12 protein-coding genes and 1 pseudogene are annotated in these 16,726 nt (G+C 53.2%); 8 read left to right on the top strand and 5 right to left on the bottom strand.

Annotated features, from left to right (window positions below):
* The first annotated feature begins 8 nt into the window (after positions 1-8).
* The 4 genes from hpf to npr all read left to right on the top strand — a co-directional run bounded on the left by hpf (position 9) and on the right by npr (position 2,040).
* Entirely contained in the window at positions 9-296 is a 288-nt protein-coding gene (gene hpf, locus NNO02_RS01585; protein ID WP_005121327.1) for a ribosome hibernation promoting factor, read from the top strand.
* Positions 297-379: 83 nt separating this feature from the next.
* A complete protein-coding gene (gene ptsN / locus NNO02_RS01580; protein ID WP_048213427.1) occupies positions 380-871 on the top strand; it encodes a PTS IIA-like nitrogen regulatory protein PtsN in 492 nt (163 codons plus the stop codon).
* Positions 872-916: 45 nt separating this feature from the next.
* Entirely contained in the window at positions 917-1,771 is an 855-nt protein-coding gene (gene rapZ / locus NNO02_RS01575; RefSeq protein WP_048213428.1) for an RNase adapter RapZ, read from the top strand.
* Positions 1,768-2,040 (top strand): PTS phosphocarrier protein NPr, encoded by a 273-nt coding sequence (npr, locus tag NNO02_RS01570; RefSeq protein ID WP_003828770.1) that lies wholly within the window; start codon positions 1,768-1,770, stop codon positions 2,038-2,040. The genes rapZ and npr overlap by 4 nt, the downstream gene beginning before the upstream one ends.
* Positions 2,041-2,138: 98 nt before the next feature.
* On the opposite strand, the gene mtgA is transcribed toward npr, so the two are convergent.
* The 4 genes from mtgA to NNO02_RS01550 form a co-directional block, all read right to left on the bottom strand.
* Positions 2,139-2,858, bottom strand: coding sequence for a monofunctional biosynthetic peptidoglycan transglycosylase (gene mtgA, locus NNO02_RS01565; protein ID WP_271454093.1), 720 nt, complete (start codon positions 2,856-2,858; stop codon positions 2,139-2,141).
* Entirely contained in the window at positions 2,855-3,508 is a 654-nt protein-coding gene (elbB, locus tag NNO02_RS01560; RefSeq protein WP_271454092.1) for an isoprenoid biosynthesis glyoxalase ElbB, read from the bottom strand. Before elbB ends, mtgA begins: the two co-directional genes overlap by 4 nt.
* A 229-nt stretch (positions 3,509-3,737) precedes the next feature.
* Positions 3,738-6,074, bottom strand: coding sequence for an aerobic respiration two-component sensor histidine kinase ArcB (gene arcB, locus NNO02_RS01555; RefSeq protein WP_137382439.1), 2,337 nt, complete (start codon positions 6,072-6,074; stop codon positions 3,738-3,740).
* A gap of 201 nt (positions 6,075-6,275) precedes the next feature.
* A complete protein-coding gene (locus NNO02_RS01550) occupies positions 6,276-7,205 on the bottom strand; it encodes a TIGR01212 family radical SAM protein (protein WP_271454116.1) in 930 nt (309 codons plus the stop codon).
* Positions 7,206-7,891: 686 nt separating this feature from the next.
* Between NNO02_RS01550 and gltB the strand changes: the two genes are divergently transcribed.
* The 4 genes from gltB (at position 7,892) to NNO02_RS01530 (ending at position 16,551) form a co-directional block, all read left to right on the top strand.
* Positions 7,892-12,352, top strand: coding sequence for a glutamate synthase large subunit (gltB, locus tag NNO02_RS01545; RefSeq protein ID WP_271454115.1), 4,461 nt, complete (start codon positions 7,892-7,894; stop codon positions 12,350-12,352).
* 12 nt (positions 12,353-12,364) lie between these two features.
* Positions 12,365-13,783 (top strand): glutamate synthase small subunit, encoded by a 1,419-nt coding sequence (locus NNO02_RS01540; protein ID WP_271454091.1) that lies wholly within the window; start codon positions 12,365-12,367, stop codon positions 13,781-13,783.
* 247 nt (positions 13,784-14,030) lie between these two features.
* Positions 14,031-15,281: a cytosine permease gene (codB, locus tag NNO02_RS01535; RefSeq protein ID WP_271454090.1), complete on the top strand. Its 1,251-nt coding sequence runs from the start codon at positions 14,031-14,033 to the stop codon at positions 15,279-15,281.
* Positions 15,271-16,551 (top strand): cytosine deaminase, encoded by a 1,281-nt coding sequence (locus tag NNO02_RS01530; RefSeq protein WP_271454089.1) that lies wholly within the window; start codon positions 15,271-15,273, stop codon positions 16,549-16,551. Before codB ends, NNO02_RS01530 begins: the two co-directional genes overlap by 11 nt.
* A gap of 79 nt (positions 16,552-16,630) precedes the next feature.
* Here NNO02_RS01530 and NNO02_RS01525 read toward each other — a convergent pair.
* Positions 16,631-16,705 (bottom strand): annotated as a pseudogene (locus NNO02_RS01525) (hypothetical protein); the annotation flags it as partial.
* Between the last annotated feature and the right edge of the window lie 21 nt (positions 16,706-16,726).

The following is a 16,726-nucleotide window of genomic DNA, read 5'->3' as shown; positions in this document are numbered from 1 at the left end:
AAGACACTATGCAGCTCAACATCACTGGAAATAACGTCGAAATCACTGAGGCCCTGCGCGACTTTGTCACCACAAAGTTCGCCAAGCTTGAACAATATTTCGACCGGATTAATCAGGTCTATATTGTGTTGAAAGTGGAGAAGGTCACACATATCTCGGATGCAACACTGCATGTGAACGGTGGCGAAATTCATGCCAGCGCGGAAGGTCAGGATATGTACGCCGCCATTGACGGTTTAATTGATAAACTGGCTCGGCAGTTAACAAAACATAAAGATAAACTGAAACAGCACTAACTTGTCCGGGCAGTTAGCGGGTGCAGGACGGCCTGTTGTGCAGCACAACGGGCCATTTGTACAGTTAGCGCTTAGGTGAAATTATGACAAATAACGATACGACTCTACAACTGAGCAATGTTCTTAACCAGGAATGTACGCGCGCGGCCGTTCACTGCCAAAGCAAGAAACGCGCACTGGAAATCATCAGTGAACTGGCGGCAAAACAACTCAGCTTGCCTCCTCAGGTGGTATTTGAAGCCATTCTGACGCGTGAAAAAATGGGCAGTACCGGTATTGGCAATGGTATTGCCATTCCGCATGGAAAGCTGGAAGAAGACACCCTGCGTGCGGTTGGTGTATTTGTTCAACTTGAAACGCCAATCGCGTTCGATGCCATTGATAATCAGCCAGTCGATCTGCTTTTCGCCCTGCTGGTCCCGGCGGACCAAACCAAGACGCATTTGCATACGTTGTCACTGGTCGCAAAACGTCTGGCAGATAAAACCATCTGTCGTCGCCTGCGCGCCGCGCAGAGTGACCAGGAGTTGTATCAAATCATCACTGACACCGAAGGTGGACAGGATGAAGCATAACAACCCAATGGCATCCTTTTCTGTCGTTGTGAGGAGAAACAGTACATGGTACTGATGATCGTCAGCGGTCGTTCAGGGTCAGGTAAGTCTGTCGCCCTGCGCGCGCTGGAAGATATGGGTTTTTACTGCGTGGATAACCTTCCCGTCGTGTTGTTGCCCGAACTGGCTCGAACCCTCGCCGATCGCCAGATATCTGCGGCTGTCAGCATTGATGTGCGCAACATGCCCGAGTCCCCGGAGATTTTTGAGCAGGCCATGAGTAACCTGCCTGAAGGCTTCTCACCGCAACTGCTGTTCCTTGATGCCGACCGTAACACGCTGATTCGCCGCTACAGCGATACGCGCCGTTTACACCCGCTGTCCAGCAAGAACTTGTCCCTGGAAAGCGCTATCGATAAAGAAAGCGATTTACTGGAGCCGTTGCGTTCGCGCGCTGACCTGATCGTAGACACCTCTGAAATGTCTGTGCACGAGCTGGCGGAAATGTTACGTACCCGACTGCTGGGCAAACGTGAACGTGAATTAACGATGGTATTTGAGTCCTTTGGCTTTAAACACGGAATCCCTATTGATGCGGATTACGTCTTTGATGTCCGCTTCCTGCCTAACCCGCACTGGGATCCAAAGCTACGCCCGATGACCGGTCTGGACAGGCCCGTCGCGGCCTTCCTCGACAGACACACAGAAGTACACAATTTTATCTACCAGACTCGCAGCTATCTTGAGCTATGGTTACCCATGCTGGAGACCAACAACCGCAGCTACCTCACTGTAGCCATCGGCTGTACCGGCGGGAAACACCGTTCGGTGTATATTGCAGAGCAACTGGCAGACTACTTCCGCTCACGCGGTAAAAACGTGCAGTCACGCCATCGTACGTTGGAAAAACGCAAATCATGACCGTGAAGCAAACTGTTGAAATCACGAATAAGCTGGGCATGCATGCCCGGCCGGCAATGAAACTGTTTGAGCTAATGCAGGGTTTTGAAGCAGAAGTTCTGCTGCGTAATGATGAAGGAACGGAAGCCGAGGCAAACAGCGTTATCGCTCTGCTGATGCTGGATTCCGCCAAAGGACGCCAGATAGAAGTTGAAGCCACGGGTCCGCAGGAAGTTGAGGCCCTGGCCGCGGTAATTGCCCTGTTTAACTCGGGATTTGACGAGGATTAGTGAAGTGCCTGATGCGCTACGCTTATCAGGCCTACACGGCAATGACCTACTCCAGTAGGCCGGATAAGGCGTTTACGCCGCATCCGGCGATAACCCCGTTAATACAGCTTATTTTCACGCATAAACGACTCACCGCCCAGCTGGCGCATTTGGCGCATGATCCACGCCTGACGACTGCGCACATAGCCGGAAGGCGCACTCGCCTTAAAACGTAACGGATTGGGCAGAACCGCCGCCAGCAATGCCGCTTCAGACGGGCTAAGACGGCTGGCGGGTTTATGGAAATAGCGCTGTGATGCAGCCTCTACACCGAATACTCCATCACCAAACTCCGCAATATTCAAATAAACCGTCAGGATGCGCTTCTTGCTCCAGACTGTTTCTATCCCCAGCGTTAACCCGGCCTCGAGCCCTTTGCGCACCCAGCTACGCCCATCCCACAAAAAGAGGTTTTTTGCCGTTTGTTGCGATAACGTCGAGGCACCCCGAATACGGTTTTCATTACGTTCGTTATGCGCCAACGCTTTCTCTATCGCAGAGACATCAAATCCCCAGTGGTCGGGAAATTTCTGGTCCTCAGCGGCAATGACCGCCAGCCCCATCCATGGTGATATCTCATCCATACTGACCCAGTCAGAATGCGCCACATAACCGAAATCACCCTGTATCCAGGCGCCAAGCTGCCGCTCAATCATGACCGCCGAGAAAGGAACGGGCATCACGCTGAAGAGCGCTATACCCCCGCCCCAGAACACGGCGAGGACAATAACTGCCCGCAGAAATAGACGTCGCAGAAAGGCGGTAGCCCCTTTTCTCATTCAGCCAGTACCAGAACACGTGAGACCAGTTTGTCGATCCCACTCGCCGCCTGGGCGATATCCTGCGCCAGCATGTAAGCAGGCGTGGTGACAACTTTATTATCTTCATCAACCACAATGTCATCGACCGGGCAAGGCACATGTTCAGCACCCATCTCTTCCAGCACTTCCGCTGTATCGATGTCAGTGCCAATGGTCAGACGCAGCGGGAAGTCAAAAATCTTGGGTAACATAGCAGGAGCAATACACATGAATCCCAGGGGTTTTCTGGCCTGATGCAGCGCCTTCGCCAGCGCGGCTAAGTCGCTATCAACCCGGCATTCACTGCCCTGGCTGGCAAAATTGCTCAGATTTTTTGCTGCGCCAAACCCGCCCGGCACAATTAGCGCATCCAGCTCCGTTGCAACCGCCTGGGCCAGGGGGCGAATATCACCACGCGTAATACGCGCAGCTTCAATCAGGACATTGCGCGTTTCCGGCATCGGCTCGCCCGTCAGATGATTAATCACATCCGCCTGCTGTTTATCTGGCGCAAAGCAGATAGCCTGAGCGCCATTGCGGGCAATAGCCAGCAGCGTGAGTACGGCTTCGTGGATTTCTGTACCGTCATACACGCCACATCCGCTGAGCACTACGCCAACTTTTTTCATCGTGATACTCCTTTCGCAACTGACTGAAGCATATTAATAATTCTGATTAGAATGCCACGCTTCACACATTTAACTGATTCATGTAACAAATTATTTAAGATTTGCTATCTTAACTGCGTGCGGCCTGAAAATTAGGGCTGCGCCCTTGTAAACAATGATAATAATTTACGGCGCAGCCACGATTTCCCTGGTGTTGGCGCAGTATTCGCGCACCCCGGTCAAGCCGGGGTCATTTTTTTTCCACGCTCGCAACCCAGGCTCTTAATACCGCCACGTCGTGCTGCCACTCCTGCTTCATCTCTTCAATCCATTCAGCCACGTTATCTTCCCAGGCAGGAAGGTCGGGTGATTGAATTTGCTGCCCCAACTGTTGCAGGTGCCGCAGACCGACAGATCCAGCCGCACCTTTAATTTTATGACCTTCCTCAACCACGCCTTTTTTATCACGGGCAGTCAGATTAGACTCCAGCACGCTCAAATATCCCGGCATCATTTTCTCAAACACCGCCAGACCGTCGGTGATCAACTTCGGCCCGACCAGTTCGAGGTATTGTTCCAACATGGGAATATCTAACAGCGCTTGCGATTTACTGCTTTCTTCAGATGTCACAGTGCTCTCCTCTTCGTTTCGGGTATCCCAGTATTTTTTGATCATGGCGGTTAACGCCGGAACTGACAGCGGCTTACTCAGCACGTCGTCCATTCCTGCATCCAGATATTCTTTTTTATCTTTCAGTACGTTGGCGGTGAGAGCCACCAGCGGTGGGAGATCCTCGCGCGCATATTTTTGGGTCAGCTCGCGGGAGATATCGAGCCCTGTCATATCCGGTAGCTGAATATCCAGCAGCACCAGGTCATATTCACCCGGTTTGAACATATCCAGCGCGGCTTGCCCGGTCATCGCGACATCCACGCTATTGCCCAGTTTTTCCAGCACCGAACGTGCTACGATGACGTTCAGTTCAATGTCTTCCACCAGCAGCACATTCAGGGCGGGTAACGGCATTTCATCGTCTTCAAAAGCATCTTCAATCTCTTCCGCCACGGCAGGAGCATGCACGGTTAGCGTAAAGATGGAGCCTTTTCCGGCCTGGCTGGAAACCGTAATATCACCGCCCATATTTTTCGCCAGACGCTTCGATACGGCCAGTCCAATCCCGGTTCCCGTTGCCGGTTTACCACCATGGCTGTCCTTCACCTGATAGTACATGGCGAAGATTTTATCCTGCTCATCCTGTGGAATACCGATCCCGGAATCCTCCACTTCAAAATGCAGTATGTCTCCCTCGTCATAGCGCGCCCGCACGGTCACCTGCCCTTGCTGGGTAAATTTCACGGCATTGCTGATCAGATTCCACAGAATTTGACGCAGACGCGTTCCGTCTGTGATGACCTTATGTGGCAGCGGTAGCGTCGGCTCAAGAACAAAGCGCAATCCTTTTTGTTGCGCCTGCAAGCCGGAGAGGTTTTCCAGATCCGCCATAAAGCTGGTGAAATCGATTGGCTGGTTATCGAGCTGGACTTTGCGCCGCTCCATCTTATCCATATCGATAATATCGTTGAAAATGTTCCCCAACGTCACGGCGGAAACATGGATAGTTTTGAGATATTTTTCCTGCTCAGCGGTTAAATCTGTATCCAACAGGATCCGACTTAAACCGACGATACCGTTAAGCGGCGTACGCAGCTCGTGGCTGATCGTAGAGATAAAGGTGGTCTTGTCACGGCTGGCGCGCTCAAGAGCGTCCTGATAGCGCTTACGCTCGGTAATATCACGACCAAAGCCCATCAGACCGTGTCGCTTCCCGACGCGGTCGTAGTAAGGCACTTTACGTATCTCAAAGCAGGCTTTGCGCCCGTCCGGATAGTCGAGCCATTGCTCATAGGTCAGCGAAACGTTATGGCGGAATACCTTCTCGTCGGTTTCAATAACTTTTTCCGCCGCTTCTGGCGAATACACATCAGCCGGTTTTAGATTCACCAGTTGCTTTTCGCTCTTACCGGTCAGCAGCTCCATAGCACGGTTACAGCCGGAAAACTCTTTATCTTCATTGCGATAAAAAACCAGATCCGGTGAAGCATCAAGGAAAGAACGTAAAAATGAAGATTGCTGCTCAAGCTGGATCTGCGCTTCTTCACGCTCTTTGATTTCGACCTTCAGTTGTTCAAACGTCTCCTGCCGCTCCGCTTCCGCCTTTTCACGTTCGACAATCTCCTGATTGAGTTGGGCGATATTATCCTTCAACTGCACGTTGAGCTTGAGATCGCGCTCGCGCATCTCTTCCAGCTTCTGTACCAGTCGTGAAAGGCGTTGCCGGGACTCCTCCAGTTGTTCAACCACCACCGACAAGAAGTAGACGGCCCACGGGGTAATTAACAGGCCAAAAAAGATAGAACGGATGACATCAATGCTTTCTACCTGGCCATGCAGCACCATAGTGACAGCCATCTGCACCACAATTGCCAACACAACCAAAGCCAGCGCCAACAGCAGCGAAAAGCGCACCAGACCTAACTTCATCATTAGGTCGACATAGTATTGCGCCAGCATACGAATTTGCTTCATAGAGGGTTCCTTCACGACAACTTGGCACAATAATACTCAATTCTCAGCGTGACGTTTAAGATTGTGCAAGAAATGCGGGGGTTATCGGTGAAATGACTGGGGAGTGGTTCATCATAGGCCTGATAAGCCAGGCACCATCAGGCAAGCAGGCGCAGATTGCCGGATGTCGCTTCGCTAATCCGGCCTACGACCTACAGAAGGTTAGTTCCCCGGCTGAATCCACGGCGTACCCAGCGCCGAGCCTTGCACGCCGTGCTCGTTAAGGTACTTATCCAGTTCGACCATCCCGGTCCAGCGGTTTTCACACCATAGCGGTGCCAACAGCGTTGGGCGGCGCGCGCTGGCGGAAATACGGTGATAAATCACCTCGGGTGGCGTATGGCGAATCATCTCACCTGCTGTGACCGTGTACGCATCCAGTTCGATGCCGTGCAACCGTCCGGCCTCCCAGGCTTTCGCCATCGTACTGCCCTTCACGATATGCAGCGGATGCAGCTTAATACCGTCGACGCCTGTCTCGACCACACGTTCCATCGTTTGCAGGCATTCCGCTTGCCCTTCTCCCGGCAAACCGACAATAAGGTGTGAACATACTTTCAGCCCACGCTCCCGTGCCAGTTGGGTGGTACGTTGATAGCAGGCAAAATCATGCCCACGATTAATGCGATGCAGCGTCTTGTCATGGGCCGTTTGCAAACCCAGTTCCAGCCACACTTCGTAGCCCTGATCCTTGTACTCGCATAGCAGATCGAGCACAGCATCCGGCACACAGTCAGGGCGCGTGCCAACACACAGCCCGACGATGCTGGCCTGACTAACCGCCTGTTGGTACATCGAACGCAGCACCTGTACTTCCGCAAAGGTACTGGTGTATGCCTGAAAATAGGCCAGATAGCGCTTCGCGCGATTCACTAATTGCGCCTGATGCTCAAGTTGTTCAGCGATAGAATGATGCTGCTGCGCTTCGTCAGCAAAGGAGGCAACATTACAGAAGGTACATCCGCCACGTCCAATGGTGCCATCGCGATTTGGGCAGCTAAACCCGCCGTGTAGCGTGAGTTTATGAACCTTTTGCCCATAACGGCGAGAAAGATCCCCACCAAACATATTGACTAATTTCTGTAACTGCATAATCTGATAGACCGCGCCTTGAAAAGAGGCCAAAGCCTGCCATTTTTTGCCCCAGTCGGCGATGACCTGGATCAATCGCCCTGGCGAGCCTTTATTCATTGAATAATCATTCAAAATAATCGAAATTTCATTCAATCAAAAAGTCATTATTTTTCCTTATATCTCGCTATTTTTTTTATCTTCTGATGGCTCTCATATAAAAACAGTATCTTTAAGACGCCGAAAGTCTACAAACCAGCATAAAATACCAAATATTGAGATAAACAAAGGGAGGACGGGAGATAACCGGCCTTTCTGACAGTGAGACAGATCACACTTCACCAGCGATCTCACTCAGGTTAAATCAATGTAAAAACACCTTTATTTTCAATGCTTTCATAAAGTTAATCGCCCTATAGCACATTTTTGCATAAATAAGATTGCCATTTGACCTGTGTGTGGATTCCCGATAACTTGGAAATCCGCTGGAAGCTTTCTGGATGAGCAGCCTGCTCATCATATTTATGCAGTAATTGAGATTCCCTCTGAAGCAAGTCCTCAAACTTGTTTGACCTATGCGAAAAGGATAAAGAGGGCGAATGCGAGGTGAGCGAATGAAACGCAAACCCCGTCGCCATGCTCTTGGTGTGCCCGCGCGCAAACGGTATCGGAGAGGTGTCCCGCAGAGCCTGGGGAGGTTCACTGATATGTTGTACGATAAATCCCTTGAGAAGGATAACTGTGGTTTCGGCCTGATCGCCCACATAGAAGGCGAACCTAGCCACAAGGTAGTGCGTACCGCCATACACGCGCTGGCCCGTATGCAGCACCGTGGCGCAATTCTTGCCGATGGCAAAACCGGCGATGGTTGCGGCTTGCTGTTACAAAAACCTGACCGCTTTTTCCGCATTGTTGCGCAAGAGCGCGGCTGGCGTTTAGCTAAAAACTACGCCGTTGGCATGATCTTTTTAAATAAAGACCCTGAACTGGCGGCGGCATCTCGTCGCATTGTTGAAGAAGAATTACAGCAGGAGACTCTGTCGATCGTAGGCTGGCGCGACGTGCCAACCAACGAAGGAGTTCTCGGTGAAATCGCCCTTTCCTCCCTGCCTCGTATTGAGCAAATTTTTGTCAACGCCCCTGCGGGCTGGCGTCCACGCGATATGGAACGCCGCCTGTTCATCGCACGCCGTCGTATCGAAAAACGCCTCCAGAACGATAAAGACTTCTACATCTGTAGCTTGTCTAATCTGGTTAATATCTATAAAGGTCTGTGTATGCCGGCAGATTTGCCGCGCTTTTACCTGGACCTCGCGGACCTGCGCCTGGAGTCGGCCATCTGCCTGTTCCACCAACGCTTCTCCACCAACACCGTGCCGCGCTGGCCGCTGGCACAACCGTTCCGCTACCTGGCACACAACGGTGAAATCAACACCATCACCGGCAACCGCCAGTGGGCACGCGCACGTACCTATAAATTCCAGACGCCGCTGATCCCTGACCTGCACGACGCCGCGCCGTTCGTCAACGAAACCGGCTCCGATTCAAGTTCTATGGATAACATGCTGGAACTGCTGCTGGCGGGGGGCATGGACATCATCCGTGCTATGCGCCTGCTGGTACCGCCAGCCTGGCAGAACAACCCGGATATGGACCCGGAACTGCGCGCGTTCTTTGATTTTAACTCCATGCACATGGAACCATGGGACGGTCCGGCAGGTATTGTCATGTCAGACGGTCGCTTCGCCGCCTGTAACCTTGACCGTAACGGCCTGCGCCCGGCGCGCTATGTCATCACCAAAGACAAACTCATCACCTGCGCTTCTGAGGTTGGGATCTGGGATTATCAGCCGGATGAAGTGGTCGAGAAAGGTCGCGTCGGCCCGGGCGAACTGATGGTTATCGATACCCGCAGCGGACGCATTCTGCATTCAGCCGAAACTGATGACGATCTGAAAAGCCGCCACCCGTATAAAGAGTGGATGGAGAAGAACGTCCGCCGACTGGTGCCGTTTGAAGATCTGCCAGACGATCAGGTCGGCAGCCGCGAACTGGACGATGATACCCTCGCCAGCTACCAGAAGCAGTTTAACTACAGCGCCGAAGAGCTGGACTCCGTCATTCGGGTCCTGGGAGAGAACGGCCAGGAAGCCGTTGGGTCAATGGGTGATGACACCCCGTTTGCCGTGCTCTCCAGCCAACCACGCATTATTTATGACTACTTCCGTCAGCAGTTCGCGCAGGTCACAAACCCGCCTATCGACCCGCTGCGTGAAGCGCACGTGATGTCGCTGGCCACCAGCATCGGTCGTGAGATGAACGTCTTTTGCGAAGCAGAAGGCCAGGCACACCGCCTGAGCTTCAAATCGCCGATTCTGCTGTACTCCGATTTCACCCAGCTCACCACCATGAAAGAAGAGCACTATCGCGCCGACCGGCTGGATATCACCTTCGACGTGACGGAAACCACGCTGGAAGAAACGGTCAAAGCCCTGTGCGATAAAGCCGAACAGATGGTACGTAACGGTACGGTACTGTTGGTGCTCTCTGACCGTAATATCGCGAAAAACCGCTTACCGGTTCCTGCCCCCATGGCTGTCGGGGCGGTACAAACCCGTCTGGTAGAACAAAACCTGCGTTGCGATGCCAACATCATCGTCGAAACCGCAAGCGCCCGCGATCCCCACCATTTTGCTGTGCTGCTGGGCTTTGGCGCGACGGCTATTTATCCGTATCTCGCCTATGAAACGTTGGGACGTCTGATCGATACCCAGGCGATCGCCAAAGATTACCGGACCGTGATGCAGAACTACCGTAACGGCATCAACAAAGGTCTGTACAAAATCATGTCCAAAATGGGCATTTCGACCATCGCCTCTTACCGTTGCTCCAAGCTGTTCGAAGCCGTTGGCCTCCACGACGATGTCGTTGCGCTGTGTTTCCAGGGCGTGGTTAGCCGCATCAGTGGTGCAGGTTTTACTGACTTCCAGCAGGATCTGCTAAACCTCTCCAAACATGCCTGGCTGGCACGCAAACCCATTAGCCAGGGCGGGCTGCTGAAGTACGTTCATGGCGGTGAGTATCACGCCTACAACCCTGACGTAGTGCGCACACTGCAACAGGCGGTACAAAGTGGCGAATATAGCGACTATCAGGAATATGCCAAGCTGGTGAATGAGCGCCCGGCAGCCACGCTGCGCGATCTGCTGGCGATCACACCTGGTGATGAAGCCGTAAGCATTGACGAGGTAGAACCCGCAACCGAGCTGTTTAAACGCTTTGATACTGCCGCCATGTCTATCGGCGCATTAAGCCCGGAAGCACATGAGGCGCTGGCGGAAGCGATGAACAGCATCGGCGGTAACTCCAACTCCGGCGAAGGTGGTGAAGATCCGGCGCGCTATGGCACGAATAAAGTGTCACGCATTAAGCAGGTCGCATCCGGTCGCTTTGGTGTGACCCCGGCATACCTGGTCAACGCCGATGTTATCCAGATTAAAGTCGCTCAGGGTGCGAAACCGGGTGAAGGGGGTCAGTTGCCAGGTGACAAAGTGACGCCGTACATAGCGAAGCTTCGCTATTCCGTACCTGGCGTGACGCTGATCTCCCCGCCGCCGCACCACGATATTTACTCTATCGAGGACTTAGCGCAGCTGATTTTCGACCTGAAACAGGTCAATCCGAAAGCAATGATTTCCGTGAAGCTGGTTTCCGAACCCGGCGTCGGCACTATTGCCACTGGCGTGGCGAAAGCCTACGCGGATCTGATCACCATCGCGGGCTACGATGGCGGCACCGGCGCAAGCCCGCTGTCATCGGTGAAATACGCGGGTTGTCCGTGGGAGCTGGGCCTGGTGGAAACTCAACAGGCACTGGTCGCTAATGGCCTGCGTCACAAGATTCGTCTGCAGGTCGATGGCGGTCTGAAAACCGGTGTCGACATCATCAAAGCGGCCATCCTCGGCGCAGAAAGTTTTGGCTTCGGCACCGGCCCAATGGTCGCGCTGGGCTGTAAATACCTGCGTATTTGCCACCTGAACAACTGCGCAACCGGTGTGGCAACGCAGGACGACAAACTGCGTAAGAATCACTATCACGGCCTGCCGTTCAAAGTGACAAACTACTTTGAATTTATTGCCCGTGAAGTTCGCGAGCTGATGGCACAGCTGGGCGTGAAGCGTCTGGTGGATCTGATTGGCCGCACCGACCTGCTGAAAGAGCTGGAAGGATTTACCGCCAAACAGCAGAAGCTGGAACTGTCTCGCTTGCTGGAAACCGCCGAGCCACATCCCGGAAAAGCGCTGTTCTGCACCGAGAACAACCCGCCGTTTGATAACGGTGTGCTGAACGCGCAGTTACTGCAACAGGCAAAACCATTTGTCGATGAGCGCCAGAGCAAAACCTTCTGGTTTGATATTCGCAACACCGACCGTTCAGTTGGCGCGTCGTTATCAGGTTATATTGCCCAGACACACGGCGATCAGGGCCTGGCGTCTGACCCGATCAAAGCGCACTTCAGCGGTACCGCAGGCCAGAGCTTCGGCGTATGGAATGCGGGTGGCGTAGAACTGTATCTGACCGGCGATGCCAACGACTATGTCGGCAAAGGCATGGCGGGCGGTTTGCTGGCGGTGCGCCCTCCGGTCGGTTCTGCCTTTCCGAGTCATAAAGCGAGCATCATCGGTAACACCTGCCTGTATGGTGCCACCGGTGGTCGTCTGTTCGCCGCAGGTCGCGCGGGTGAGCGCTTTGCTGTGCGTAACTCGGGTGCGATTACCGTGGTAGAAGGCATTGGTGATAACGGCTGTGAATATATGACCGGCGGCATCGTCTGTATTCTTGGGAAAACTGGCGTTAACTTCGGTGCAGGTATGACAGGCGGCTTTGCCTACGTGCTGGACGAAGACGGCGAATTCCGCAAACGCGTGAATCCGGAACTGGTTGAAGTATTGAACGTGGACTCTTTGGCTATCCACGAAGAGCATCTGCGCGGTTTAATTACCGAACACGTACAGCATACCGGCTCTTCGCACGGCGAAGAGATTCTGGCGAACTGGCCAGCGTTCTCAGCGAAATTCGCGCTGGTAAAACCAAAGTCCAGTGATGTGAAAGCACTGTTGGGTCACCGTAGTCGTAGCGCAGCTGAGCTGCGTGTGCAGGCGCAGTAAGGGGTAGCAGCAATGAGTCAGAACGTATACCAATTTATCGACCTGCAGCGCGTTGATCCGCCAAAGAAACCGCTGAAGATCCGTAAGATCGAGTTTATCGAAATTTACGAGCCATTTTCAGAAGGTCAGGCTAAGGCACAGGCAGACCGCTGCCTGTCCTGCGGTAACCCGTACTGTGAGTGGAAATGCCCGGTACATAACTACATCCCGAACTGGCTGAAGCTGGCTAACGAAGGGCGTATCTTTGAAGCAGCAGAGCTGTCTCACCAGACCAACACGCTGCCGGAAGTGTGCGGCCGTGTCTGTCCGCAGGACAGGCTGTGCGAAGGTTCATGTACGCTGAATGACGAATTCGGCGCAGTGACCATCGGCAATATCGAGCGCTATATCAACGATAAAGCCTTCGAAATGGGTTGGCGTCCGGATATGACCGGCGTTCGTCAGACAGACAAACGTGTCGCCATTATTGGTGCGGGTCCGGCAGGTCTGGCCTGTGCGGATGTGCTAACCCGTAACGGCGTGAAGGCCGTTGTGTTTGATCGCCACCCGGAAATTGGGGGTCTGCTGACCTTCGGCATCCCGGCTTTCAAACTGGAAAAAGAGGTGATGACCCGCCGTCGTGAAATTTTCACCGGCATGGGCATCGAGTTCAAACTCAACGTCGAAGTGGGCCGTGACGTGCAGCTCGAAGCGTTACTGAAGGATTATGACGCCGTGTTCCTGGGCGTCGGCACCTATCAGTCAATGCGTGGTGGGCTGGAAAACGAAGATGCTGATGGCGTCTTTGATGCCCTGCCGTTCCTGATCGCCAATACCAAACAGTTGATGGGCTTTGGCGAAAGCAGCGACGAGCCATACATCAGCATGGAAGGTAAACGCGTTGTCGTACTGGGTGGTGGTGACACCGCGATGGACTGCGTGCGAACCTCCGTTCGTCAGGGTGCGTCACACGTTATCTGCGCCTATCGCCGCGATGAAGAGAATATGCCGGGTTCGAAACGCGAAGTTAAAAACGCGCGTGAAGAAGGCGTTGAATTCCAGTTCAACGTCCAGCCTTTAGGTGTTGAGGTGAATGCTAACGGCAAAGTGTGTGGTGTGAAAATGGCGCGCACTGAGATGGGCGAGCCGGATGCGAAAGGTCGCCGTCGCGCGGAGATCGTCGCCGGTTCCGAGCATATAGTACCGGCTGATGCCGTCGTACTGGCGTTTGGCTTCCGCCCGCACAGCATGGAATGGCTGGCTAAGCACAGCGTTGAGCTTGATTCGCAGGGGCGTATTATTGCTCCGGAACGCAGCGATAACGCCTTCCAGACCAGCAACCCGAAAATCTTCGCCGGTGGCGACATCGTGCGTGGTTCAGACCTGGTTGTCACAGCCATTGCCGAAGGCCGTAAAGCGGCTGACGGGATCCTGAATTACCTGGAAGTGTAAGTCAGCCTCTTCAGGCATCTCATCTGCCCTGGTGGATGAGATGCCAAATTCCTGCCGTAATACCGCCAAACCTGCCGAATAAGCCAGCCTGACAACACGTTTTGTAAACAAGGCAAATAGCCTTAACACCCGAAACACATAAATATCATGAATAATAACCATGTAAAAATCAGACGTAAACGTTTGCTTTATTCTGAGAAGTGTTTATGATGCGGCGGATTTTTTGGGCAAAATTCAAGGAGGCGTTGTGTCGCAGGACAACAATTATAGCCAGGGCCCTGTCCCTCTGGCAGCGCGGAAAGGCGTGATACCACTGACGTTTGTGATGTTGGGGTTAACATTCTTTTCAGCCAGTATGTGGACCGGAGGCACACTCGGTACCGGTCTTTCCTATAATGATTTTTTCCTGGCAGTTCTCTTCGGTAATCTCCTCCTCGGTATTTACACTGCATTTCTCGGTTATATTGGCGCAAAAACAGGTCTCTCTACCCACCTCCTCGCACGTTACTCATTTGGCATAAAAGGTTCGTGGCTTCCCTCAATGCTATTAGGTGGCACACAGGTAGGCTGGTTTGGCGTCGGCGTGGCAATGTTCGCCATCCCGGTGGGTAAAGCGACGGGTATTGACGTCAATATCCTGATTGCAGTTTCCGGTCTGCTGATGACCATGACCATCTTCTTTGGTATCTCGGCACTCACCATTTTGTCCATCATCGCCGTTCCCGCTATCGTCATTCTTGGCAGCTACTCTGTCTGGCTGGCAGTGAGCGATGTAGGGGGGTTGGATCATTTAAAAGCAATTGTGCCGCAGACACCGCTGAATTTTTCCACGGCACTGGCGTTGGTCGTCGGATCGTTTGTCAGCGCAGGCACCTTAACCGCCGACTTCGTCCGCTTCGGGCGAAATGCCAAAGGCGCAGTGTTGATTGCCATGGTGGCTTTTTTCCTTGGCAACTCGTTGATGTTTATCTTCGGCGCCGCCGGAGCCGCCGCGGTAGGACAGGCAGATATCTCAGATGTGATGATCGCGCAAGGGCTGCTGCTACCCGCAATTGTCGTACTCGGCCTGAATATCTGGACAACCAATGACAACGCGCTGTACGCCTCCGGTCTGGGCTTTGCTAACATTACCGGCCTTTCCAGCCGCACGTTGTCCGTGGCCAACGGCATTATTGGAACACTGTGCGCATTATGGCTTTACAATAACTTTGTTGGCTGGCTGACATTCCTGTCGTCGGCGATCCCTCCTATTGGCGGAGTGATTATTGCCGATTATCTGTTAAACCACCGCCGGTACACCAACTTCAACACAGCACAGTTTATTCCCGTCAACTGGATAGCTATTCTGTCCGTCGCGCTGGGAATCGCCGCCGGACACTACATCCCTGGTATTGTGCCGGTCAACGCCGTACTTGGCGGCGTATTCAGCTATATCCTGCTGAATCCCCTTTTCAATCGTAGCCTTGCAAAATCCCCAGAGGTCAGTCATGCAGAATAACACCATCACCCTAACTCAAACCCGTCTGCAGGGGCGTGAAGGATTGTGGCAAATCACGATTGAAAACGGGCGTTTTAGCCGTATTGATCCCCAGGAAACAGCAGCTGCGCCACAGGGCGAGGTGCTTGATGCTGAAGGCGGGCTGGCCATTCCCCCTTTCGTTGAACCACACATCCACCTGGACACAACGCAAACTGCAGGGGAGCCCAGCTGGAACCAGTCGGGTACGCTGTTTGAAGGTATTGAGCGCTGGGCCGAACGCAAGGCGATGCTCACCCACGAAGACGTGAAAACCCGCGCCATGCAGACCCTCAAGTGGCAGGTGGCCAACGGCATCCAGTATGTCCGAACTCACGTAGACGTTTCCGACCCTACGCTCACGGCGCTGAAAGCCATGCTGGAGGTGAAGCAGGAAGTGGCACCGTGGGTGGAGCTGCAGATTGTAGCGTTCCCACAGGAAGGTATTCTTTCTTATCCCAACGGCGAAGCGCTATTAGAAGAGGCTGTGCGTTTGGGTGCCGACGTCATTGGCGCAATCCCTCACTTTGAATTCACGCGTGAATATGGCGTTGAGTCGCTGCACAAAACTTTCGCCCTGGCGCAGAAGTATGACCGACTTATCGATGTGCACTGTGACGAGATTGATGATGAGCAATCGCGCTTTGTTGAAACCGTCGCGGCGCTGGCGCATCGTGATGGCATGGGAGCGCGCGTGACAGCCAGCCACACCACGGCGATGCATTCCTATAACGGCGCATATGCTTCCCGCCTTTTCCGTCTGTTGAAAATGTCAGGTATTAACTTCGTTGCGAATCCGCTGGTGAATATTCACCTGCAGGGACGATTTGACACCTATCCTAAGCGCCGTGGCATCACCCGCGTCAAAGAGATGCTGGAAGCGGACATCAATGTTTGCTTTGGGCATGATGACGTTTTTGACCCGTGGTACCCGTTGGGAACCGCGAATATGCTGCAAGTTCTGCATATGGGATTACACGTGTGTCAGTTGATGGGGTACGGACAAATCAACGATGGGCTAAATCTCATCACCACCCACAGCGCGAAAACCCTGCACTTACAGGACTACGGTTTGAGTATTGGGAACTCCGCTAACCTGGTGATTTTACCTGCTGAAAATGGGTTTGATGCGGTTCGTCGCCAGACACCTGCACGTTATTCCATCCGTCATGGGCGGGTTATTGCCGAGACGGTGCCAAGCCAGACAACACTCCACCTGGCGCAGCCAGAAGCGGTAACGTTTAAGCGCTAGATTTTCTTTTCGGACATGGCCGCAGACTCACAGCCTGCGGCAAAAACGTATGGCGAAATATTTTCTGTCAGGCTGCTAATCTGCAACACATCTGTTCAAGTTCTCCCTCAACCATTTTCGACAGTTTTTTACGCGCCAGCGGGCGGCTGCGTAATGGATATGCTCATACAGATGA

Origin of the sequence: Citrobacter sp. Awk 2 (genome assembly GCF_028069815.1) — a bacterium.
Taxonomy (GTDB): Bacteria; Pseudomonadota; Gammaproteobacteria; order Enterobacterales; family Enterobacteriaceae; genus Citrobacter.
This window is presented reverse-complemented; position numbering and strand designations above follow the sequence as displayed.

Coding starts and splice junctions, on each gene's coding strand:
- hpf (WP_005121327.1), top strand. CDS start 9: ATGCAGCTCAACATCACTGGAAATAACGTCGAAATCACTGAGGCCCTG.
- ptsN (WP_048213427.1), top strand. CDS start 380: ATGACAAATAACGATACGACTCTACAACTGAGCAATGTTCTTAACCAG.
- rapZ (WP_048213428.1), top strand. CDS start 917: ATGGTACTGATGATCGTCAGCGGTCGTTCAGGGTCAGGTAAGTCTGTC.
- npr (WP_003828770.1), top strand. CDS start 1,768: ATGACCGTGAAGCAAACTGTTGAAATCACGAATAAGCTGGGCATGCAT.
- mtgA (WP_271454093.1), bottom strand. CDS start 2,858: ATGAGAAAAGGGGCTACCGCCTTTCTGCGACGTCTATTTCTGCGGGCA.
- elbB (WP_271454092.1), bottom strand. CDS start 3,508: ATGAAAAAAGTTGGCGTAGTGCTCAGCGGATGTGGCGTGTATGACGGT.
- arcB (WP_137382439.1), bottom strand. CDS start 6,074: ATGAAGCAAATTCGTATGCTGGCGCAATACTATGTCGACCTAATGATG.
- NNO02_RS01550 (WP_271454116.1), bottom strand. CDS start 7,205: ATGCAGTTACAGAAATTAGTCAATATGTTTGGTGGGGATCTTTCTCGC.
- gltB (WP_271454115.1), top strand. CDS start 7,892: ATGTTGTACGATAAATCCCTTGAGAAGGATAACTGTGGTTTCGGCCTG.
- NNO02_RS01540 (WP_271454091.1), top strand. CDS start 12,365: ATGAGTCAGAACGTATACCAATTTATCGACCTGCAGCGCGTTGATCCG.
- NNO02_RS01530 (WP_271454089.1), top strand. CDS start 15,271: ATGCAGAATAACACCATCACCCTAACTCAAACCCGTCTGCAGGGGCGT.